The sequence below is a fragment of the Enterococcus sp. LX10 genome, from assembly GCF_023539285.1.
Taxonomy (GTDB): Bacteria; Bacillota; Bacilli; order Lactobacillales; family Enterococcaceae; genus Enterococcus; species Enterococcus faecalis.
On record NZ_CP092784.1, the window covers coordinates 334862 to 353293 of the forward strand.

Sequence of the window (18432 nt, forward strand, 5' to 3'; positions counted from 1 at the left end):
AGGCGCAATTTTTTATTTTTCTAATTGACTCGCTGCGGCTTCATCCAAGAGAACCGTTAATTTTGGATGGAGTTGAAGAATAGAGGCAGGATACGTTTCTGTGACAGGTCCTTGGAGCACTTGTTTGACCATCTGAGCTTTTTGTTCACCATTTACAATTAGGACAAGATGCTTAACTTTCATGATGCTGGCTGGCCCCATCGTAACAAAGGTCATGCCTGGCTGCATCATTTCAGGAACAAACCAAGGCTCTGAACCAGTGACGGTCACTTGATAGGTTTCGTTTTTAAAATGAGTGGTAGTGGGCATGTTCCCACAAAAATGACCATCTGCTCCTAAGCCAATTAACATCAAATCTAAGCCGCCTGCGTCAGCAATCCGTTGTTCTTGTTGTTGAAAGTTTTCAACAGTTAATGGATGGATGTTTTGCTCGGATATTTCCGCAGGTGTCAAATACAGCGTTCGCAAATCTGTCAGAGTAATGCCTTCCTTTTGATGAGGAACGGGGATTTCATCAAAGTTATAATAATGAACATTATCAAAGTCAGATGAATTTTTCACAATCGAGGCTAATTTTTGGTAAACAAGTGCTGGCGTTTTACCAGCGGTAATTGATAAATTCACTCGTTTATCTTGGCTCATCGTGCTTAGAAGTAACATTTTTGCCCATTCACTCATCGTGTCGAAATCTTGTTTAATTAAAATTTTCATACTTGCACACTCCATTCTTTGAATAAGCTAAGTATAATTTGTGGGAACCATCCCATGTCAAGTTCTTCACAAAAAGGATTTAATTAACGGTAGACAAAAGAAAGAGGGGCAGCCGTCAAAACGACGACTGCCCCTCTTTTTAAAGCTTAAGATAACCTACAACGAGTTAACTTTTTAGCTTTCTGTTCCACTTGCTCCAACACTGGCCTAAACGTTCTTTTGACCAACGTTATTTGACAAAGAATCTTATTTTATTGTTCTTTTAACCATTTTTCTAGTTGTAAACGTTGCACTTTCATAGTAGCTGTGTGAGGAATTTCATCAAAAGCCATAATGATAGGTTCGTTTAAATGTGGTAAATCGGCTACTTGTGTCCACCAAGCGTCCCAATCCATTTCTTCCCCAGGGACAACCGCTAAAATTGGCTGAGGTTCATTTTCTTTGCCACGGACAATAATCACTTCTTCTAAGAAATCTAATGCATCCAATAAATGATCTTCAATAGCTAAATTACTGTCGATGTTTTCAATTAGATCTACTTGGCGATCTTTCAAGAATAAGTGGCCGCGTTCATCTAACATTCCGTAATCGCCGCTGTCCCACCATTCGCCGTAGACATTTTCTGCAAAGCGGGCATCTTCTTTGTAATACGTTAAGGCCCGTCCTTTTGATAAGAATTGGATATGGCCATCCGTCATCGCAGGTAAAACTTGTCCTTTTTCATCGGTAATTCGAGCTTGTGTTAAATCCTCTAAACCAACACCCATGTCACGAGCATCTGAATCTTTTAAGGAGTCTAAAGTATGCGCTCGTAAGATCATTGGCCCGCATTCACTTTGTCCATAAACTTGTAGGAAAATTGGTTCATTGGCAGCAGATGCTTTTAAGAAAGCCACCATTGTAGCGTTGTTAATTGCATCAAAAGTAGAATGATAATAATGGACACTAGCGAAAGCTTCAGGTTTTTCTTTGGCCAAACGAACCCATTGAACGAAGTTATTGGGGTGTGTTTCTACAGCGATTGGTTGATAGGTGCTGAACATTTCAGCGACTTTTTCGCTCGAAGCATTTGCTAAAGGCATCATAGGGAAGCCCATGGCCATTAAAGAAGACACACCAATGTTAAAACGAGAATGAACTGGCGAAATATGAAAGCCAACTAATTTCTTTTCAGCAATTTTTGTAAAAATGGTTTTTTGCCATTTTGTACGCCAACCCATAGAGTGATTGGAATGACAGATAAGTTTAGGAATACCTGTTGTTCCAGAGGTGTGGGTCATGTAGGCAATTTCGTCTTTAGTCAGTTCGTCTTGAGGAACTTCCGTGGCATCAGCTTCTAAAAGAGAAGCAACCGAAAGTTTTTTATTGGCAGAGCTGTTACGAACAGCTTGAACTTTTTCAGCAGTCACATCATCAAATAAAATATAAGGATCTTCTAAACGATCAACGAATACTTCAATTGTTTCAAAAGGTAAATGGTATGAAACCATTACAGGAACGGCTGCTAGATATGAGGCTGCAACAGCTAGTAAATACGTGTCGAATTTAGGACTTTTATAAATAATAATTTTGTCGCCTTTTTTTACACCTAAAGCGGCTAATTGATATGCCCGTTTCAAAATTTCTTGATGGCTTTCACCATAAGTTGTTTCTAAGCCAAGTGCAGGAAAAGCAGGCAAGGATTCATCAAAAATAATTGGAACAGTTGGTGTTTTTTCTGCGGCTTCTTGATAGTTTGTGTAGAGGTTTAATGGTTGATAATCAAGTAAGTGTGTCAAGGGAAAGTCTCCTTTGTAAAATAGTTTGTGTACAAATGTACAAGTTCACTTTATCCTATCATAGAATGGGTTCTTTTTCTACGTCAAAAATACAACATTAAATGTTATTTTTTATTATTCACAAGCACAACGTTTGCTGTATCTGACAAAGTTTCCTACAATAATTATGTAAGTAACAAGTTCTCAGAAGTGTAAAACTTTACAAAGGAGAGGAATTTACATGAAAAAAATCTATGAAACAACTATCATTAATACGGGTGGACGTGCAGGAGAAGTTCACTCACCGGATAAATCATTTTCTTATGCGGTTGCTTCGCCAGGTGTCAAGAAAGAAAATACAACAAATCCAGAACAATTATTCGCAGCGGCTTACAGTGCTTGCTTTAACGGTGCATTAGAATTAGTGATGGATCAAGAAAAAGTCGAAGGTAAAAGTACAGTAACCGCACGTGTTTCCTTATTCCAAGGAGAAGATGGCTTTAGCGTTGGTGCTGAATTAGAAGTTCATATTGATGGGGTAGATCAAGCTAAAGCAGAAGAACTTGTTAAAAAAGCCCACGAAATTTGCCCATATTCTAAAGCAACAAGAAATAATATAGATGTTAAATTAACTGTGATTTAATTAAAAAAGAAGCGCTTTGTCGTATAGACAAAGCGCTTCTTTTTTAGATAACAGTCCACAAATTATACATATTTAACAAAATAACTAAAAAAACAACTAAACTATAAATTTGGGCGACCCGTTGTTGAGATAATTTTTTACTGAAAAGACCGCCGACATAACCACCGAATAAAGCGGCAGGAATAATAGCCCAAAGCATTGTCAAATCAAAAACCGCAAACCCTGTGGTCAAGCCGATATTGCCAAGTTTGGCGAGTTGGGAGAAAAAAATAGTAATGATGGAATAGACAGTTGCTGATTTGATATCCATTCCAAAAAAGAGAATAAGGCAAGCTACATTAATGGGACCGCCACCGATGCCTAAAAAGGTTGATAGAATCCCTAAGCCTAATCCGACAATCAGAAAAATGCTCAATCCGTTGAGGTGTAAGTGCCAGTTGGAAAATTGATTGTAGAGAAGAACCAAAACCAAGGTCAGCAACATGATGATATATTGGATTAGTTGTACTTTTTCTTCATTTGGCGCTAGTGCAATCGCCTGATTAAGAAGTAAATCACCTAACATGCCGCCGACTAAGGAACCAAACGAAATACTCGCGGCTTTTTTCCATTCAATTTGGACACCATTTTGATACTGTTTATAAGTCGAAGAAATGGACATGACAAAAACAGCGACACTTGAATAGAACGCAATACTATTTAACGAATGGAACCCAAGAAAATCCAAAACAGGCTTAATAATGACGCCTCCACCCATCCCAGAGAGCGCCCCAACTGTATTGGATAGAAAAATAGTTATGAAATAAATCAGCAAAACCCGCACATAATCACTCCTAAAACGTTTTCTTTTAGTATAGCACAAAAATTATATAAGAAATGCAATTTCATTTAAAAATATTTTTAAAAAGAACTTGAAATGATATTTCTTTAATGGTATTCTACAAATACAAAAAAGAAAACGCATTCAAGGAGGATGAGAAAGCATGACAGTATCGATTGGTATTATTTTGATTTTATGTCTTTACACAGTTGTTGGTGTACTTGACCAAATTTCTATTCAGATTGGTCCATATACACCATTGTTTGCTGCAACGTTTACTGGCCTAGTCTTAGGGGATGTTCAAACAGGTTTGATGATTGGGGCAACGCTTCAATTGATGACATTAGGTGTAGCGACTTATGGAGGAGCAACAGTCCCAGACTTTCTTTCAGGGGCCATTATGGGAACGGCTTATGCAATCATTTCAGGGAAAGGGGCAGAGTATGGTATCGGAGTTGCGGTTCCGATTGGGTTATTATTAACACAACTAGATATTTTAGGCAGAATGGCTAATACGTTTTTCCAACATAAAGCAGATCGCTATGCGGAAGAAGGAAATTATAAAGGGGTCGAGCGCTGCAATGTTTTAGGAATTTTTCCTTGGACGATTTCTCGTGTCATCCCAGTTTTTATTGGCCTAGCTTTTGGTGAACAAGTTGTAAACGCTATCAACAATTGGATTCCTATTTGGGTGATGAATGGGTTAAAAGCAGCAGGCGCTATTTTACCAGCGATGGGGATTGCTATTTTAATGCGTTACTTGCCAATTAAAACATACTGGCCTTATTTTATTATTGGGTTCGTGTTACTTGCTTATGGGGCCCAATTCTTCTCAGTTTTAGGTGTCGCACTGGTTGGCTTGGCTTTAGCAGCGATTTATGTGATGAATCATAACAAAGGCGGCGCAGCTACAACAAGTGGCACGGTTATTTACGAAGATGATGAGGAGGTTGAGATTGATGACTAACAAATTAACAAAAAAGGATATTAATAAAGTTTACGTCCGTAATCTTTTTGGCTATCAGTGGGGCTGGAACTATGAAAAAATGCAAGGACTTGGTTACGCTTGGGTGATGATGCCTGCATTAAAGCGACTATACAGTGAAGATCCAGTAGCTATGAAGAAAGCCTTGAAGACACATCTTGGCTTTATGAATACGACGCCAGCCATGTCACATTTAATTGTCGGAGCTGATATGGCTTTGGAAGAAGAAGTTGGCATTGAAGATGAAACGGCCATTACTGGTTTGAAAACAGGTCTAATGGGTCCGTTTGCTGGTGTTGGTGATACCATTTTTATCGCGATTTATCGTGCGATTGTTTTTTCGATTGCAGCTTACATGGCGCAAGGGGGCCAGGTTGTTGGGTTACTGATCCCGTTAATTGCCGGAGCAGTGGTCCTTTGGGTTCGCTATAAATTCACTTGGATTGGTTACCATCAAGGGAAAAAAATTGCGACAGAATTTGCGGATAAAATGAAATTGTTTACGCAAGGTGCAGCTATTTTAGGTTTAACGGTGGTCGGCGGTTTGATTCCTTCGGTAATTACTTACAAATTAGATTTAACTTATAAAATGGGAGATGTAACATTATCTGTTCAAGAAATGTTGGATAAAATTTTACCCGCATTAATTCCTTTAGGGATTGTTCTTTTATCCTATTGGTTACTAGGGAAAAAGAAAATGAATTCAACACGGCTAATCTTTGTTTTAATTTTAATTGGCATGGTTTTAGGCAATTTACAACCAATGTTGGCTTGGGTTGGCGGTTTATTTTAAAAAAATAGTATATAATAGGAGAGATTTATTATGACAATTGTACATGCAAGAGTAGATGAGCGTTTAATTCACGGACAAGTTGCAACTGTTTGGACAAATACGGTTGGCGCACAAAGAATCATGGTAGTAAATGATGCCGCGGTCAAAGATCAATTACAAATTGGTGCCTTAAAAATGGCTAAGCCTGCAGGAGTTAAATTATCCATTTTATCAAAACGTAAAGCGATTGAAAAAATTTTAGCAGGCAATTATGATGAAGAAAAAGTCTTTTTAATTACGAAAGACATTGCAGACATGGCGGCTTTAATTGATGGCGGTGTTCCGTTACAGAGCTTCAATGTCGGCAATATTTCTCAAAAAGAAGGCAGTCGAGCAATTAAAAAATCTGTTGCATTAACCGATGAAGATATTCAAACCGTTCGTCGTTTAACAGATAATGGGGTGACTATTACCGCACAGATGATCCCTTCTGAACCAAACGAAGCAATTTTAACTTTCATAAAATAGAAATGGAGATGAGAAGATGGAGCCAATCCGTTCAATCAGACAAAAATATAAGGACTTTTCCAAAGTAAATAAGAGAATCGCAGACTATATACTGAAGGATCCGACCCGTCTTCTCTCATTAACAGCAAACGAAATTGCTAGCAATAGCGAAACTTCTCCAGCGTCAGTTACCCGTTTTTCTAAACAATTAGGATTTGACAGCTGGGAAGAGTTAAAACTATCCATTGCAGCGGTACAAGCTGCCAGTAACGGTAAAAAAGATATTGATCCAATTGTAGCGGCAGATGATTCGGTGGATACTATTTGTATGAAAGTGGAATCTTTATTAAATGCTACGATTGAGGATTTGTTTTATACAGTGGATAAACAAGCCTTGGAACGAGCAATCGCGCATGTTAAAAAAGCGGAAAAAATTCATTTGGTTGGAATTGGTGCCTCTTCTTTAACGACTTATAATCTTTATCACAAGTTTAACCGCGCTGGTCGCCAAGCAATTTTTAATTATGATAGTCACATGATGTTGGAGTTTTTAAATTATGCAACGGCACAAGACATTTTGATCACGGTCTCCTATAGTGGTTTGACAAAAGAAGCCTTAATTGCCTGTGAAATTGCCAAAAATAGAGGCGCAACGGTTATTTTTATTACCAGTAACGATGGAGAAAACGTGCGATCATTGAGCGATGAAGTTCTTTTAGTCCCCAATAATGAGCACCTCATTCGAGTTGGGGCTATTTCATCGATTGCTTCGTCAATGGCAATTGGCGATGTTCTGTATTTAGGTTCAATTCAAGATGATTTAGACACAGAAATTGAACGTAATATGATTGAAACGAGTCAACTTGTCAGCCGTCTAAAAGAGAAGTAGGGGTGTGCAAGCAAATGAATTTAGAAGGATTAACGACAGAAGCCAGAAATGAAGCGACTAAAAAGATTGACCAAGTGTCAACATTAGAGATGGTGACTTTAATAAATCAAGAAGACCAAAAGGTAGCACAAGCAATTGAAAAGGTGCTTCCGCAGATTGCTGCAGCAATTGATGCAGCGGCAGAACGATTTAAAAAAGGGGGCCGTTTAATCTATTGTGGTGCAGGAACGTCTGGACGTTTAGGTGCTTTGGATGCGATTGAATTAACGCCCACATATAGTGTGTCGCCAGAACGCGCATTTGGTATTTTAGCTGGTGGTGAAAAAGCAATGTATCAAGCAATTGAAGGCGCTGAAGACTCGAAAGAATTAGCCATCGAAGATTTAACGCAACATCAATTGACCGCCCGAGATGTTGTAATTGCGATTGCTGCTAGTGGTCGGACACCATATGCCGTTTCTGCAATTGAATACGGAAAAAAAGTGGGCGCTCTAACCATCTCCGTGACCTGTAATAATCAAAGTCCGATGAATCAATTGGCGGAAATTGGGATTGCGCCAATTGTCGGACCGGAAGTCATTACAGGGTCAACTAGAATGAAAGCGGGTTCAGCACAGAAAATGGTGTTAAATATGTTTTCAACAGGGATTATGGTTAAAGTAGGGAATATCTATCAAAATTTGATGGTCAACGTACAACCAACGAACGAAAAATTAATGCAACGTGCCACGAATATCATTAAAGAAGCAGCAGAAATCGAGGAATCGCAAGCCAAAGAATATTTGGAGGCAGCGCAGCTAGAAGTGGCACCAGCTATTGTAATGGCGAAAGCCCACGTTGATTTTCAAAAAGCCAAACAACTATTAGCAGAACATGACGGACGGATTTCAGAAGTTTTAGCATAGAAGTGGTGAACAATGAATCAAATCGCAATTCAAGAAACAATTCAGAGACTGATTAATCAGCAAGTCGTTCCGGGTGTCGCTTGGGGGACGATCACAGAAGATAGCTTATCAGAACAGTATACGGGCTTTTTAGGTAATACTGGTCCATTTGCAAGACAAAAGGTTTCATCAGCTAGCCTGTATGATTTAGCGTCCTTAACGAAAGTTATTGGGACAACAAATCGAATGTTACAATTAATCGATACAAATCAGCTTGCTTTTTCAACCACTGTGGGGGAAATCCTATCTGCTTATCAAGGGCTATCTTGTTCGATAGGGGAGCTTCTACTGCATCAGAGCGGACTGCCAGCTGATGTTGCTGATAAGAAAAATGTCACAAAAAAAAGCTTGCAAGAAATCATTTTGACGCATTCGTTATCTGAACGAGGGAAAACCACTTATTCTGATTTAGGGTATTACTTATTGGGAGAAATTATTCAAGTATTGGATCGCTGCTCATTAGAAGAGAGTTTTCAAACATACGTATTTCAACCAATGAACCTACAGCATACAAGTTTTACGGTCAGCGATTTTGCCCAGGCAGTGCCCACAGAGATTACAAAACAACGCGGCGTTATTCAGGGAGTGGTCCACGATTCGAAAGCCTATCAACTGAAAGCGCCAATCGGCAGTGCAGGTTTATTTGCAACTTTACCAGATTTACTCACTTTTGTTCAGTGTTTTATGAACAATCGCTACCCGTCTGGCAAACCATTATTTTCTGAAAAAATGTTCGATGCTCTCTGGTCTATGAACCAAGGGGGACGTACATTTGGTTGGGAAGTGAAAAAGACGCAAGCTGGGGTAGACTATTTGTATCATACTGGCTTTACTGGAACGGCGATTGGTATGAAAAAAGAAACCAAAGAAGCCCTAATTTTGTTAACGAATCGGGTTCATCCCACTCGTGAAGAACGTGGCTTTTTAAAAGCACGAACAAAAATTTATCAGCAGTATTTTTAGGAGGAAATGATGAAACCAAAATTAATTTTAATGAGCCATGGACGGATGGCAGAAGAAACCTTAGCTTCTACTCAAATGATTGTCGGGGAATTAGCAGATGCTGCGATTGTGTCAATGACCGCAGAAGATGGCTTGAGCGGCACGCAAGCAAAACTGGCAGCAATCTTAAAAGAAGCTGGCAATGTCCCGACGCTTGTATTAGCTGATTTAAAAGGAGGAACACCTTGTAATGTGGCTATGATGGCCATGGGCACTTATCCGCAATTACGAGTAGTCGCCGGACTTAATTTAGCAATGGCAATTGAAGCAGCCGTGTCACCTGTGGAAAATGTGGATGAATTAGCTGCATATTTAACGCAAATTGGCCAATCTGCGGTGACCACGATTGACTTACCTGAATTAACAGATGAAGAAGAATTTGAAGAATAGCAAAAAGGTGTTGTCTCAAAGACAACACCTTTTTTAAGAACCAGGGATATTCCGTGGTTCGTTTTTGGTTGTGACAAAGAAAAAGAACAGACTTAGTAAAATAACTAGGATGCCATCGTTAAACATCGGATTTACGAAGTTTAAAATAGCACTTAAGATAACTGGCACGGTAGCACAATACGTAATAATTTTTAAACAATCAATCAAACGTAAAGAATAAAAACGTAATTTTGAATAGAGAGATGCACCGATAGCGGCAATCAGTAAGTCTAAAACTAAACCGATTAGAACAGGGTAGATAGCCACTAAAAAGACAATGAGTTTTGTCCACCAGGGGATCGCTGCTTCACTTAGCGCAGTCTTGATACTCTGAGCGTTAACGCCATCTAAGGTTCCTTTACTATAGGGGAAGATAAATTGGTCGGTGCCTAGAATTGATTCAGTTGCGCCTGAATTTGGTAAGGCGACTACAAATTCATCTTGTAAAAAAGCTAAACCAAACGCATTACCAATTAAATCTTTTTGGACATCAGCGGCTGTACGCTTTCCATCTGGATCAAACGTAAAAATAATCGAGTCGGTTTGATAAATAAAGCCAGATTCTTTGGCCCTTGTTTGCAACGTGCCATTTTCAATAGAAAAGTCAGGCAACTTTTCTGCAATTTTTTGGCCATCTTGTTGCACCTCTTGTAGCACAGAAAAGACTTGTTTGGTAATAGGTAGTGCTAAAATAGCACTTAAAAAAACAGCATAGAGAATTACTTTCCAAAACGCCATTTTTTTCGCATGCCGTAATTCTGAAACTGAAAAAAAGGCCTGCTTAAATAATTGCAATGTATTCATTTATTTACTCCTCACATCGTTCTTCTACAGGTCATTCTAGCGAATTTATGAGGGAAACACAAGGTAATCTCCCTCTTTTGTAAAACTTTTCTTTTGGCAAGCAAACTATTTTGTAGAAAGCGGTTCACTCTGTTATCATAATAGTTGTATGAAAGACGTATGTTACATACTAAAAAATAGGGGGATTTAAAAAATGACTTACACATTACCAGAATTACCATATGCTTATGATGCATTAGAACCTTACATTGACGTGGAAACAATGCACTTACATCATGATAAACACCACAACACTTATGTGACTAACTTAAACGCAGCGATTGAAAAACATCCAGAATTAGGCGAAAAATCTGTAGAAGACCTAATTTCAGATATGAATGCTATTCCTGAAGATATCCGCACAGCCGTTCGTAACAATGGTGGCGGCCACGCAAACCATACATTCTTCTGGGAAATTATGGCACCAAATGCTGGTGGACAACCAACTGGCGCTATTAAAGAAGCAATCGATGAAACATTTGGTAGCTTTGATGAAATGAAAGCTGCTTTCAAAACAGCTGCAACTGGCCGCTTTGGTTCAGGTTGGGCTTGGTTAGTTGTGAATAACGGTAAATTAGAAATCACTTCAACACCAAACCAAGATTCACCATTAATGGATGGCCAAACACCTGTTTTAGGTCTTGACGTTTGGGAACATGCGTATTACTTAAAATATAAAAACGTTCGTCCAGATTACATTGAAGCATTCTGGAACGTTGTTAACTGGGATAAAGTAAACGAACTTTTTGCAGTAGCAAAATAAGTTTGCCAATTGTGAAGGAAAGAGTCAAATGACGGCTGTCATTTGACTCTTTCCTTTTACAAATCCAGGGTCGAAATAGTTGTTCGTTTATGGCATACTAAAGTAAGTAGGGAAAGATAACGGATACATAAAGAAGGAGCTAAAAAAATGAATGTTATGATGCAAAAAGTACACGGGTCAGAAAATGATTTCTTTTTATTGGATGAAACACAGTTTGAGCGTTCTTTAACCGCTGAGGAAATTGAGCAATTGCGCATCCAGTTATGTTCGCGGGAAACAGGATTATTGGCGGGAGCAGATGGGTTACTTTTGGTAGGAGAAGGGACTCACGGCACGTCCAATGCTAGAATGCGAGTGATTAACAGCGATGGTAGTGAAGCAAGCATGTGCGGGAACGGCTTGCGTACGGTTGCCCGTTATTTAGCTGAAAAAAACCAAGAAAAATCATTTACAGTTGAAACAATGTTTGCAGATTTGAAAGTACGTCAAGCCCCCAATTTAGCTGAAGAAGTAGCGACTTACCAAGTGGAAATTTCGCCAGTAAGTTTTGAAGCAGTGACTATCCCAATGCATTTAGGGGTCCAAACATTAATTGATGAAATCGTACCAGCCTTATCTAACACCATTCGCTTTACAGCGGTAGCAGTGCCTAATCCGCACCTTGTAGCATTTGTGGATCATGAAACCTTAAATGGGCCAGAATTTGAACGAATCGCTACCTATGTAAATAATGAAAATCCATATTTTCCAGAAGGGATAAATGTGAGTTTTGTTGAAATTCTTGGCAAAAATCAACTATTTGTTCGAACGTATGAACGTGGTGTAGGTTTTACAAGTGCTTGTGGGACAGCCATGTGCGCAAGTAGTTTACTTTATACGTTATTGAAAGATGGTGTTTTTTATGAAGAAATAACCGTCAAAAATGCTGGAGGTATGGTGAAAACAGTCGTCCACGAAACGTCAGATGGCAGTTATTGGATGGAATTAATTGGGAATGCCACGATTACGCATTTGATTGAAGGATCACTGACTGATTTACTAAATGGTGCATTTGAGAAAATAACTATCACTGAAACGAATGAACAGAAACATTATCAAGAATTTCTGCAAACACTTTCTCAAAAATAACAATTGTTCCTTGATAAAGCGCTCTTTTATTTTACAATTGTGTTAAGTTCTTGTTCCAAAAAATAAAAAATATTGCTTGAATAAGCAAACTATGAGAAAATAAAGGGCATGAATTAAGAATTATTCTTAGATAAACGAGGAAGTGTCTTATGAAACTATGGAAAAAAGTAGTACTGGGCTTCTTGAGCGTCTTGCTAGTGGTAGTAGCTGGGGTATGTGCTTACGGGATTAAGATGTATTCAGATGCCAATTCAACAATTAATGGGATCTATCAATCAGTTAACCGTAAGTCCAATAAAGGAGCCACGGCCAATATTGATGCGCAAGAACCATTCTCTGTTCTTTTAATGGGGATTGACACAGGCGATTTAGGCCGAACAGAACAAGGTCGTTCAGATACTACAATGGTTGTAACCATCAACCCGAAAGAAAACAAGTCCACAATGATCAGTTTGGATAGAGATATTCTAACAGATATTGTTGGAAATGACACACAAGACAAATTGAACCATGCCTATGCATTTGGTGGCGCCGAAATGGCGATTAATACAGTCCAAGAATTACTGGATATTCCCATCCATCACTATGTATCCATCAATATGAAAGGGTTAAAAGACCTGATTGATGCGGTAGGCGGTATTGAAGTAGATAATACGATTGGTGAATTTACGTTGGACGGTATTACTGTTCCAGCAGGTAAAATCAAGTTAGATGGCACGACAGGTTTGGCTTATGCGCGGATGCGTCACGAAGATCCTGAAGGAGATGTGGGTCGTCAACGCCGCCAACGAGAAGTTGTTGAGAAAATCGTGCGCAAAGTCATGAGTTTTGATGGTGTTTCAAAATATCGAAAAATTCTTGATGCTGTTGAAGCCAACGTAAAAACAGACTTAACTTGGGATGATATGATGGACATCCAATCAAAATATTTGTCTGCCTTTAAAACAATTGACTCTGAACAATTACAAGGATACAGTGCAACTATTGATGATATTTATTATCAAGTCCTAGATCCAAATAGTTTATACAAAACACAAACAACACTTAGAAAACAACTTGGTTTAAAAGAACATGCTTCTGAACGTGAAAAAGATTTAGCCTTTTATAATCAGTTTAGCTATGCTGTTACAGATACTGCACTGATTGGTGAATCTGGTGATTCAAGTGCCAATAGCTCTACTAGTTCGAGTAGCACAGCGGACACCACAGCCGGTCAAACAGAATACAACGGCAATACGCAACAAGCAGCAGAAGGAGCCTATGATCCGAATACGTACGTTGACCCAAATACGTACACAGATCCAAACGCTTATGCTGATCCAAATACGTATGTGGATCCCAACGCACCACAATATTAATCTGTTAAACAAGCTCGAAAACTTCTATTTCTGATGGGAAATAGAAGTTTTTTTCTTTTATTCTAGAATTTTTTTTCAGAAGGTGTTATAATTGGACTATACCAAAATAAACCGTAAGGAGCGTGTCAAAATGCAAATTATCCGTGTAGCAAATGCAGAAGAAGGCGGCAAAAAAGCGTTTGAATTAATTAAAGAAGGTATGAACAATGGTGCGAAAGTTTTAGGCTTAGCAACAGGTAGTACACCAGAAACATTATATAAAGAAATGACAGCAAGTGATGTCGACTTTACAGAAATGACTTCTGTAAACTTAGACGAATATGTTGGTTTAGGTGGCGAAGATGAGCAAAGTTACCGTTATTTCATGAACAAACACTTATTTGACAAAAAACCATTTAAAGAAACATTTGTACCAAATGGTAAAGCAGAAGATTTAGATGCTGCTTCCGCAGAATATGAAAAAATTATCGATGCACATCCAGTAGATATCCAAATCTTAGGTATTGGTCAAAATGGACACATTGGTTTCAACGAACCAGGCACACCTCTAGATAGCTTAACACATGTCGTTGAGTTGACTGAATCAACAATCAACGCAAATAAACGTTATTTTGACAAAGTAGAAGATGTCCCAACACGTGCTGTTTCTATGGGGATTGGCTCAATCATGAAAGGTAAAAAAATGATTTTAATGGCTTATGGCGAAGCAAAAGCAGAGGCCATTAAAGGAATGATTGACGGACCAGTAACAACAGACATGCCAGCAAGTGCATTACAAAACCATCAAGATGTTGTTGTAATCATTGATGATGCAGCTGCAAGTAAATTATAATCATTGATGAAAAAGGACTTGAAACATAAGGATTTTCTTATGTTTCAAGTCCTTTTTTGTTATACTGGAAGTAATAGAAGAAGAGGTGAAAAGGATGTTACAGCTAACAATTCCAGAAATTATTTTACGGTTAGTCCTAGCGATGGTGATGGGTGGAGCAATTGGTTTTGAAAGACAATATAAGAATCGCCCAGCAGGGATGCGCACTCACATTTTAGTTTGTATGGGCGCGGCTATTATTGCGTTAATTCAGTCGCAAATTGCAATCAATGCATTGAAAGATGCGTTAGCTAATCCGGCTTTGACGGGGGTCATTCGTTCAGATCAAGCAAGGTTGATCGCACAAGTTGTAAGTGGAATCGGCTTTTTAGGTGCTGGAACCATCATTGTAACGAAACAAAGTGTCACAGGATTGACGACAGCCGCGTCACTATGGACCGTTGCTGGTTTAGGGATTGCGGTGGGCATGGGCTACTATACGATTGCCTTAACAAGTTTTATCGGTGTATTATTTGCCTTAACCATTGTCAAACGAATTATTCACGTACCAACAATCAAAAAATTAGAAATTCGCTATCAACATAAACAAGAAACCAAAGAATTTATTAATCAGTATTTTGAAGAAAAACATATTGAAATTTATGATGTGAACTTCAATGTTTCTTGGGTGGATGATACAAAAATCTATACGAATATCTATACTATTGATTTGCCTAAAGGCCTAACGTATGCCGATGTTATCGAAGATCTATCTGTTTCAAATAATGTAACAAAATTACGATTGATTAATGTGTAGAAACATCTATTTATAATTAATGACAAGAGGTCGGGACAGAACCGTTTAGCTCCGAGAAATAAGAAGGAATTTCCGAAAATTGCTCTTTAATTTTTGGAGAATTTCGGCTTATTTCCGAAGGAGTTGGTTCTGTTCCCGCCGTTTATCAGTTTTGAGCGTGGAACAAAAATCCAAAGTGATTTTTGTCCCACGCTCTTTTCTTCTAGGACCTAGGACTGATTTTTTAAGTTTAATATTTCAAAAAGATTACAAAAGAGTTATGATTGTATTACGAGTTAGAAAGAAAGGTGATAAGTAAGATGAATAAAAAAAATAAATTTCTTAGTATTATTGTTGTTGTCGTTGTGATTATTGGTGCATTTGTGATGAAAGCTTATAATCAATTGATTACTTTAGATAATAAAGTCGAAGCAGAATGGTCACAAGTAGAGAATGTAATGCAAAGACGTGCTGATTTAATTCCGAATCTTGTCAGTAGTGTTCAAGGCAGTATGACTCAAGAAAAAGAAGTTTTAAAAGAAATAACGGAAGCACGTAAAGCATACGCAGGAGCAAAATCTTCTTCTGAAAAAGGGCAAGCAAATGAGCAAATTGAAAAAGGATTAGGTAATTTTGTTACAGTATTGAATGAAAATTACCCAAAGTTAGCTTCTTCTGAAAATGTCAAAACCTTAATGACTCAATTAGAAGGATCTGAAAATCGAATTTCTGTTGAACGCCGTAACTATATACAAGCTGTTGAAACATATAACCAACAGATTTCAAAATTCCCTGATAAAATAATTGCAAAACTTTTAGGATTTGAGAAGAAAACTAACTATGTTGCGACAGAGCAGGGAAAAGAAGTGCCACAAGTAAAATTTAAATAAAAATTTATAGAAAATTTGGGTTAAAAAGAAAGAAGTGAGGAAGGTTGGATAAAAAAGTCGAAAAAATTCAAGAAAAAGTTCGTTTGTTTTATAAAAAGCATCAGCGGAATACAACGATTGTTGTGGTAATTAGTTTAAGTATGATTTTAATATTAGGAATGGCTGCTTGGTATGAAGGAAAGGGAATCTCTTATGAAGCAAAACAAACTGCACTGAGAGAGAAGCAACATGCCTTACAAAAAAAGAGAGACGATATCTTAGCAGGGAAAATGACTGAAGCGTCAACCCAGACAACAATAAATAACTTTTCTAAACAAGAAATAACTGGTGAAAATGAATTAGTGACAATTACTGGAACGAATGGGCAGTTGAACATTAATGATGCTAATATCTATGTTTCAGATAATGCAGGTATTGTCTCAAATCAACTTAAACAGAAAATGTTTCAATTGAATCAACAATTGTTGGAAAATGCGAATGGCGCACAATTTATGCTTATTACCGTTCCTGCGTTACCTAGTGGGGAATCTGTTGAATCTTACAGCAATAAGATTGCTAATCAATTAGGTGTAGGGGATCGTGAAAAAAATAATGGTGTGGTTTTTCTAATGGCAATTGAGGATCGCGAGTCTCGCTTGGAAGTTGGATATGGCTTAGAGAGTATTTTAACGGATAGCTATGCGGATGATATTATTAATAATGAAGAAGTAAAAGAGGCTTTTAGAGACGAGGATTATAATACAGGTCTCAATAAAATTATTGATCAAGTATCGGCTGCAATCAATTCAAAAACCGCACAAGTGGATAATGAATTAACAAATATACAAACAGAGTTAAACACTAACACAACGAAAAGAAATGTTCTTTTAATGGCAAGTATTGCTGGGATGCTCATTTGTGCTGTTTATATTTTACAAATTTTAAGAACAAGAAAACTTGTTAAAAAAATGTATCAAGATTATTTGAATTGTTTACCAACAAAGGCTGTCCTAAATAACTCAGAACAGACAAAGAAAGTATTAAATAAGATGAAAAAGACTTCTTTTTATTGTTTATATCTTAATGGAGCAACGTTATTTGCCACAAAAGGGAAAATAAGACGTGCCACTAAGCGTGGTTCTTTACTAAGTATATATCCAAATGCAAAAAAACAATCTTTTGGGCGTTTATTAGTAGGAGATACTTTATATAGTTATGATGGTAGTGTTTTGACGTATGCTTATTTAAACTCACAATACAATCCGTCTAATCATAGTAGTTCTGGTAGCAGCAGTGGTGGTTCATTCGGTGGCGGCTCATTCGGCGGTGGCGGTGCCTCTGGAAGTTGGTAAAATAAAAAGCTAGAAACGTTGATCGTTTCTAGCTTTTTGCTATTTATCTAAACCGTAAAGATAGTCATCATCTTTCATGGCTTCAACTGTTCCTAGTAAATAGCCATTTCCTACTTGAGAGAAGAAGTCATGGTTGCTAGTTCCTGTCGAAATACCATTCATTACAATCGGGTTCACATCATTGGCTGTATCCGCAAATAAGGGATCCATACCTAAGTTCATTAAAGCTTTGTTGGCGTTGTAACGTAAAAAGGTTTTTACTTCTTCGGTCCAACCTAAGTCATCATATAATTCTTCTGTATAACGTTCTTCATTTTCGTACAATTCGTAAAGTAAATTATACATCCAATCTTTTAGTTTATCTTGCTCATCTTCTGGTAATTCATTAAATCCTAATTGGAATTTATAGCCAATATACGTGCCGTGCACTGATTCATCACGGATAATCAATTTAATAATTTCAGCGACGTTCGCTAGTTTATTGTTTCCTAAATAGTAAAGAGGAGTGTAGAACCCAGAATAGAATAAAAACGTTTCTAAAAATACACTAGCAATTTTTTTCTCTAACGGAGTACCGTTTTTATAAATTTCGTTAATCCGTTCTGCTTTATATTGCAGATGTTTGTTGGTATTTGTCCACTCAAAAATATCATCAATCTCTTTTTTTGTATTTAATGTACTGAAGATAGAAGAATAACTTTTGGCATGGACAGATTCCATGAATTGGATGTTATTTAAGACGGCTTCTTCATGGGGCGTCCGCACATCATTTCTCAGTTGATCCATGCCGCTTTCTGATTGAACGGTATCTAATAAAGTTAAACCGCCAAAAACGTAGCCGACAGTAGTTTTTTCTAAATCGGAAAGAGTCCGCCAATCATCTAAGTCATTGGATAACGGAATCCGTGTATCTAACCAAAATTGTTCGGTTAATTTTTCCCAAGTGGATTTATCAATGACGTCTTCAATGGCGTTCCAGTTAATTGCTTCATAATACGTTGCCATGGTTATTCCTCCTGTATGCTGGGACAGCAGTCTGTTTGACTAGTTGTC

20 protein-coding genes are annotated in these 18432 nt (G+C 37.8%); 15 read left to right on the plus strand and 5 right to left on the minus strand.

Annotation, left to right across the window (positions count from 1 at the left end):
• Nucleotides 1-12: 12 nt before the first annotated feature.
• The gene (locus tag MKZ30_RS01685; protein ID WP_033601172.1) at nt 13-711 is read right to left on the minus strand and encodes a glucosamine-6-phosphate deaminase; all 699 of its coding nucleotides are present in this window, start codon (nt 709-711) and stop codon (nt 13-15) included.
• A 251-nt stretch (nt 712-962) separates the two neighbouring features.
• Nucleotides 963-2489, minus strand: a complete 1527-nt coding sequence (locus MKZ30_RS01690; RefSeq protein WP_002366111.1) for an AMP-binding protein — start codon at nt 2487-2489, stop codon at nt 963-965.
• A 220-nt stretch (nt 2490-2709) separates the two neighbouring features.
• On the opposite strand from MKZ30_RS01690, the gene MKZ30_RS01695 reads away from it, so the two are divergent.
• Entirely contained in the window at nt 2710-3111 is a 402-nt protein-coding gene (locus MKZ30_RS01695; protein ID WP_002355332.1) for an organic hydroperoxide resistance protein, read from the plus strand.
• A gap of 43 nt (nt 3112-3154) precedes the next feature.
• Here the strand turns inward: MKZ30_RS01695 and MKZ30_RS01700 are convergent, their stop codons facing one another.
• Nucleotides 3155-3925 carry a sulfite exporter TauE/SafE family protein gene (locus MKZ30_RS01700; protein ID WP_225581367.1) on the minus strand — a complete coding sequence of 257 codons (771 nt, stop codon included), beginning with the start codon at nt 3923-3925 and terminating at the stop codon, nt 3155-3157.
• Nucleotides 3926-4094: 169 nt separating this feature from the next.
• Here MKZ30_RS01700 and MKZ30_RS01705 point away from each other — a divergent pair, with 169 nt between their 5' ends.
• The 7 genes from MKZ30_RS01705 to MKZ30_RS01735 are packed head-to-tail and all read left to right on the plus strand — an operon-like array spanning nt 4095 to nt 9420.
• Nucleotides 4095-4898: a PTS mannose/fructose/sorbose/N-acetylgalactosamine transporter subunit IIC gene (locus MKZ30_RS01705; protein ID WP_002358431.1), complete on the plus strand. Its 804-nt coding sequence runs from the start codon at nt 4095-4097 to the stop codon at nt 4896-4898.
• On the plus strand, nt 4891-5709 hold the full coding sequence (locus tag MKZ30_RS01710; protein ID WP_002355336.1) for a PTS system mannose/fructose/sorbose family transporter subunit IID: 819 nt from the start codon (nt 4891-4893) through the stop codon (nt 5707-5709). The genes MKZ30_RS01705 and MKZ30_RS01710 overlap by 8 nt, the downstream gene beginning before the upstream one ends.
• A 30-nt stretch (nt 5710-5739) precedes the next feature.
• Entirely contained in the window at nt 5740-6216 is a 477-nt protein-coding gene (locus MKZ30_RS01715; RefSeq protein ID WP_002355337.1) for a PTS sugar transporter subunit IIB, read from the plus strand.
• Nucleotides 6217-6232: 16 nt separating this feature from the next.
• Complete coding sequence (locus MKZ30_RS01720; RefSeq protein WP_002355339.1) at nt 6233-7084, plus strand: MurR/RpiR family transcriptional regulator; 852 nt, start codon at nt 6233-6235, stop codon at nt 7082-7084.
• Between the two features lie 14 nt (nt 7085-7098).
• The gene (gene murQ / locus MKZ30_RS01725) at nt 7099-7989 is read left to right on the plus strand and encodes an N-acetylmuramic acid 6-phosphate etherase (protein WP_002361198.1); all 891 of its coding nucleotides are present in this window, start codon (nt 7099-7101) and stop codon (nt 7987-7989) included.
• Between the two features lie 12 nt (nt 7990-8001).
• Nucleotides 8002-8991 (plus strand): serine hydrolase domain-containing protein, encoded by a 990-nt coding sequence (locus MKZ30_RS01730; protein ID WP_033601173.1) that lies wholly within the window; start codon nt 8002-8004, stop codon nt 8989-8991.
• A 9-nt stretch (nt 8992-9000) separates the two neighbouring features.
• Nucleotides 9001-9420 (plus strand): PTS sugar transporter subunit IIA, encoded by a 420-nt coding sequence (locus MKZ30_RS01735; protein ID WP_002363016.1) that lies wholly within the window; start codon nt 9001-9003, stop codon nt 9418-9420.
• A 33-nt stretch (nt 9421-9453) separates the two neighbouring features.
• Here MKZ30_RS01735 and MKZ30_RS01740 read toward each other — a convergent pair whose 3' ends face one another.
• Nucleotides 9454-10263 carry a DUF1189 domain-containing protein gene (locus tag MKZ30_RS01740; protein ID WP_002383704.1) on the minus strand — a complete coding sequence of 270 codons (810 nt, stop codon included), beginning with the start codon at nt 10261-10263 and terminating at the stop codon, nt 9454-9456.
• 193 nt (nt 10264-10456) lie between these two features.
• On the opposite strand from MKZ30_RS01740, the gene MKZ30_RS01745 reads away from it, so the two are divergent.
• From MKZ30_RS01745 to MKZ30_RS01775, 7 genes are all read left to right on the plus strand, one after another.
• A complete protein-coding gene (locus tag MKZ30_RS01745; RefSeq protein ID WP_033601174.1) occupies nt 10457-11065 on the plus strand; it encodes a superoxide dismutase in 609 nt (202 codons plus the stop codon).
• Between the two features lie 147 nt (nt 11066-11212).
• Entirely contained in the window at nt 11213-12193 is a 981-nt protein-coding gene (gene dapF, locus MKZ30_RS01750) for a diaminopimelate epimerase (RefSeq protein ID WP_002361202.1), read from the plus strand.
• A 149-nt stretch (nt 12194-12342) separates the two neighbouring features.
• Complete coding sequence (locus MKZ30_RS01755) at nt 12343-13551, plus strand: LCP family glycopolymer transferase (protein WP_002383706.1); 1209 nt, start codon at nt 12343-12345, stop codon at nt 13549-13551.
• Nucleotides 13552-13681: 130 nt separating this feature from the next.
• Nucleotides 13682-14383 (plus strand): glucosamine-6-phosphate deaminase, encoded by a 702-nt coding sequence (nagB, locus tag MKZ30_RS01760; protein WP_002355352.1) that lies wholly within the window; start codon nt 13682-13684, stop codon nt 14381-14383.
• 94 nt (nt 14384-14477) lie between these two features.
• Nucleotides 14478-15179 (plus strand): MgtC/SapB family protein, encoded by a 702-nt coding sequence (locus tag MKZ30_RS01765; protein ID WP_002355354.1) that lies wholly within the window; start codon nt 14478-14480, stop codon nt 15177-15179.
• Between the two features lie 299 nt (nt 15180-15478).
• Complete coding sequence (locus MKZ30_RS01770) at nt 15479-16048, plus strand: LemA family protein (protein ID WP_002383709.1); 570 nt, start codon at nt 15479-15481, stop codon at nt 16046-16048.
• 44 nt (nt 16049-16092) lie between these two features.
• Nucleotides 16093-17379 (plus strand): TPM domain-containing protein, encoded by a 1287-nt coding sequence (locus MKZ30_RS01775; protein ID WP_002381196.1) that lies wholly within the window; start codon nt 16093-16095, stop codon nt 17377-17379.
• Between the two features lie 39 nt (nt 17380-17418).
• Here the strand turns inward: MKZ30_RS01775 and nrdF are convergent, their stop codons facing one another.
• Nucleotides 17419-18384 carry a class 1b ribonucleoside-diphosphate reductase subunit beta gene (gene nrdF / locus MKZ30_RS01780; RefSeq protein ID WP_002355357.1) on the minus strand — a complete coding sequence of 322 codons (966 nt, stop codon included), beginning with the start codon at nt 18382-18384 and terminating at the stop codon, nt 17419-17421.
• Between the last annotated feature and the right edge of the window lie 48 nt (nt 18385-18432).

Excerpts from the sequence above, each read along its gene's own strand:
- MKZ30_RS01740 (WP_002383704.1), bottom strand. The coding sequence starts at position 10,263 with ATGAATACATTGCAATTATTTAAGCAGGCCTTTTTTTCAGTTTCAGAA.
- nrdF (WP_002355357.1), bottom strand. The coding sequence starts at position 18,384 with ATGGCAACGTATTATGAAGCAATTAACTGGAACGCCATTGAAGACGTC.
- dapF (WP_002361202.1), top strand. The coding sequence starts at position 11,213 with ATGAATGTTATGATGCAAAAAGTACACGGGTCAGAAAATGATTTCTTT.
- MKZ30_RS01685 (WP_033601172.1), bottom strand. The coding sequence starts at position 711 with ATGAAAATTTTAATTAAACAAGATTTCGACACGATGAGTGAATGGGCA.
- nagB (WP_002355352.1), top strand. The coding sequence starts at position 13,682 with ATGCAAATTATCCGTGTAGCAAATGCAGAAGAAGGCGGCAAAAAAGCG.
- MKZ30_RS01730 (WP_033601173.1), top strand. The coding sequence starts at position 8,002 with ATGAATCAAATCGCAATTCAAGAAACAATTCAGAGACTGATTAATCAG.
- MKZ30_RS01695 (WP_002355332.1), top strand. The coding sequence starts at position 2,710 with ATGAAAAAAATCTATGAAACAACTATCATTAATACGGGTGGACGTGCA.
- MKZ30_RS01710 (WP_002355336.1), top strand. The coding sequence starts at position 4,891 with ATGACTAACAAATTAACAAAAAAGGATATTAATAAAGTTTACGTCCGT.
- MKZ30_RS01770 (WP_002383709.1), top strand. The coding sequence starts at position 15,479 with ATGAATAAAAAAAATAAATTTCTTAGTATTATTGTTGTTGTCGTTGTG.
- MKZ30_RS01735 (WP_002363016.1), top strand. The coding sequence starts at position 9,001 with ATGAAACCAAAATTAATTTTAATGAGCCATGGACGGATGGCAGAAGAA.
- MKZ30_RS01755 (WP_002383706.1), top strand. The coding sequence starts at position 12,343 with ATGAAACTATGGAAAAAAGTAGTACTGGGCTTCTTGAGCGTCTTGCTA.
- murQ (WP_002361198.1), top strand. The coding sequence starts at position 7,099 with ATGAATTTAGAAGGATTAACGACAGAAGCCAGAAATGAAGCGACTAAA.
- MKZ30_RS01715 (WP_002355337.1), top strand. The coding sequence starts at position 5,740 with ATGACAATTGTACATGCAAGAGTAGATGAGCGTTTAATTCACGGACAA.
- MKZ30_RS01720 (WP_002355339.1), top strand. The coding sequence starts at position 6,233 with ATGGAGCCAATCCGTTCAATCAGACAAAAATATAAGGACTTTTCCAAA.
- MKZ30_RS01745 (WP_033601174.1), top strand. The coding sequence starts at position 10,457 with ATGACTTACACATTACCAGAATTACCATATGCTTATGATGCATTAGAA.
- MKZ30_RS01765 (WP_002355354.1), top strand. The coding sequence starts at position 14,478 with ATGTTACAGCTAACAATTCCAGAAATTATTTTACGGTTAGTCCTAGCG.
- MKZ30_RS01705 (WP_002358431.1), top strand. The coding sequence starts at position 4,095 with ATGACAGTATCGATTGGTATTATTTTGATTTTATGTCTTTACACAGTT.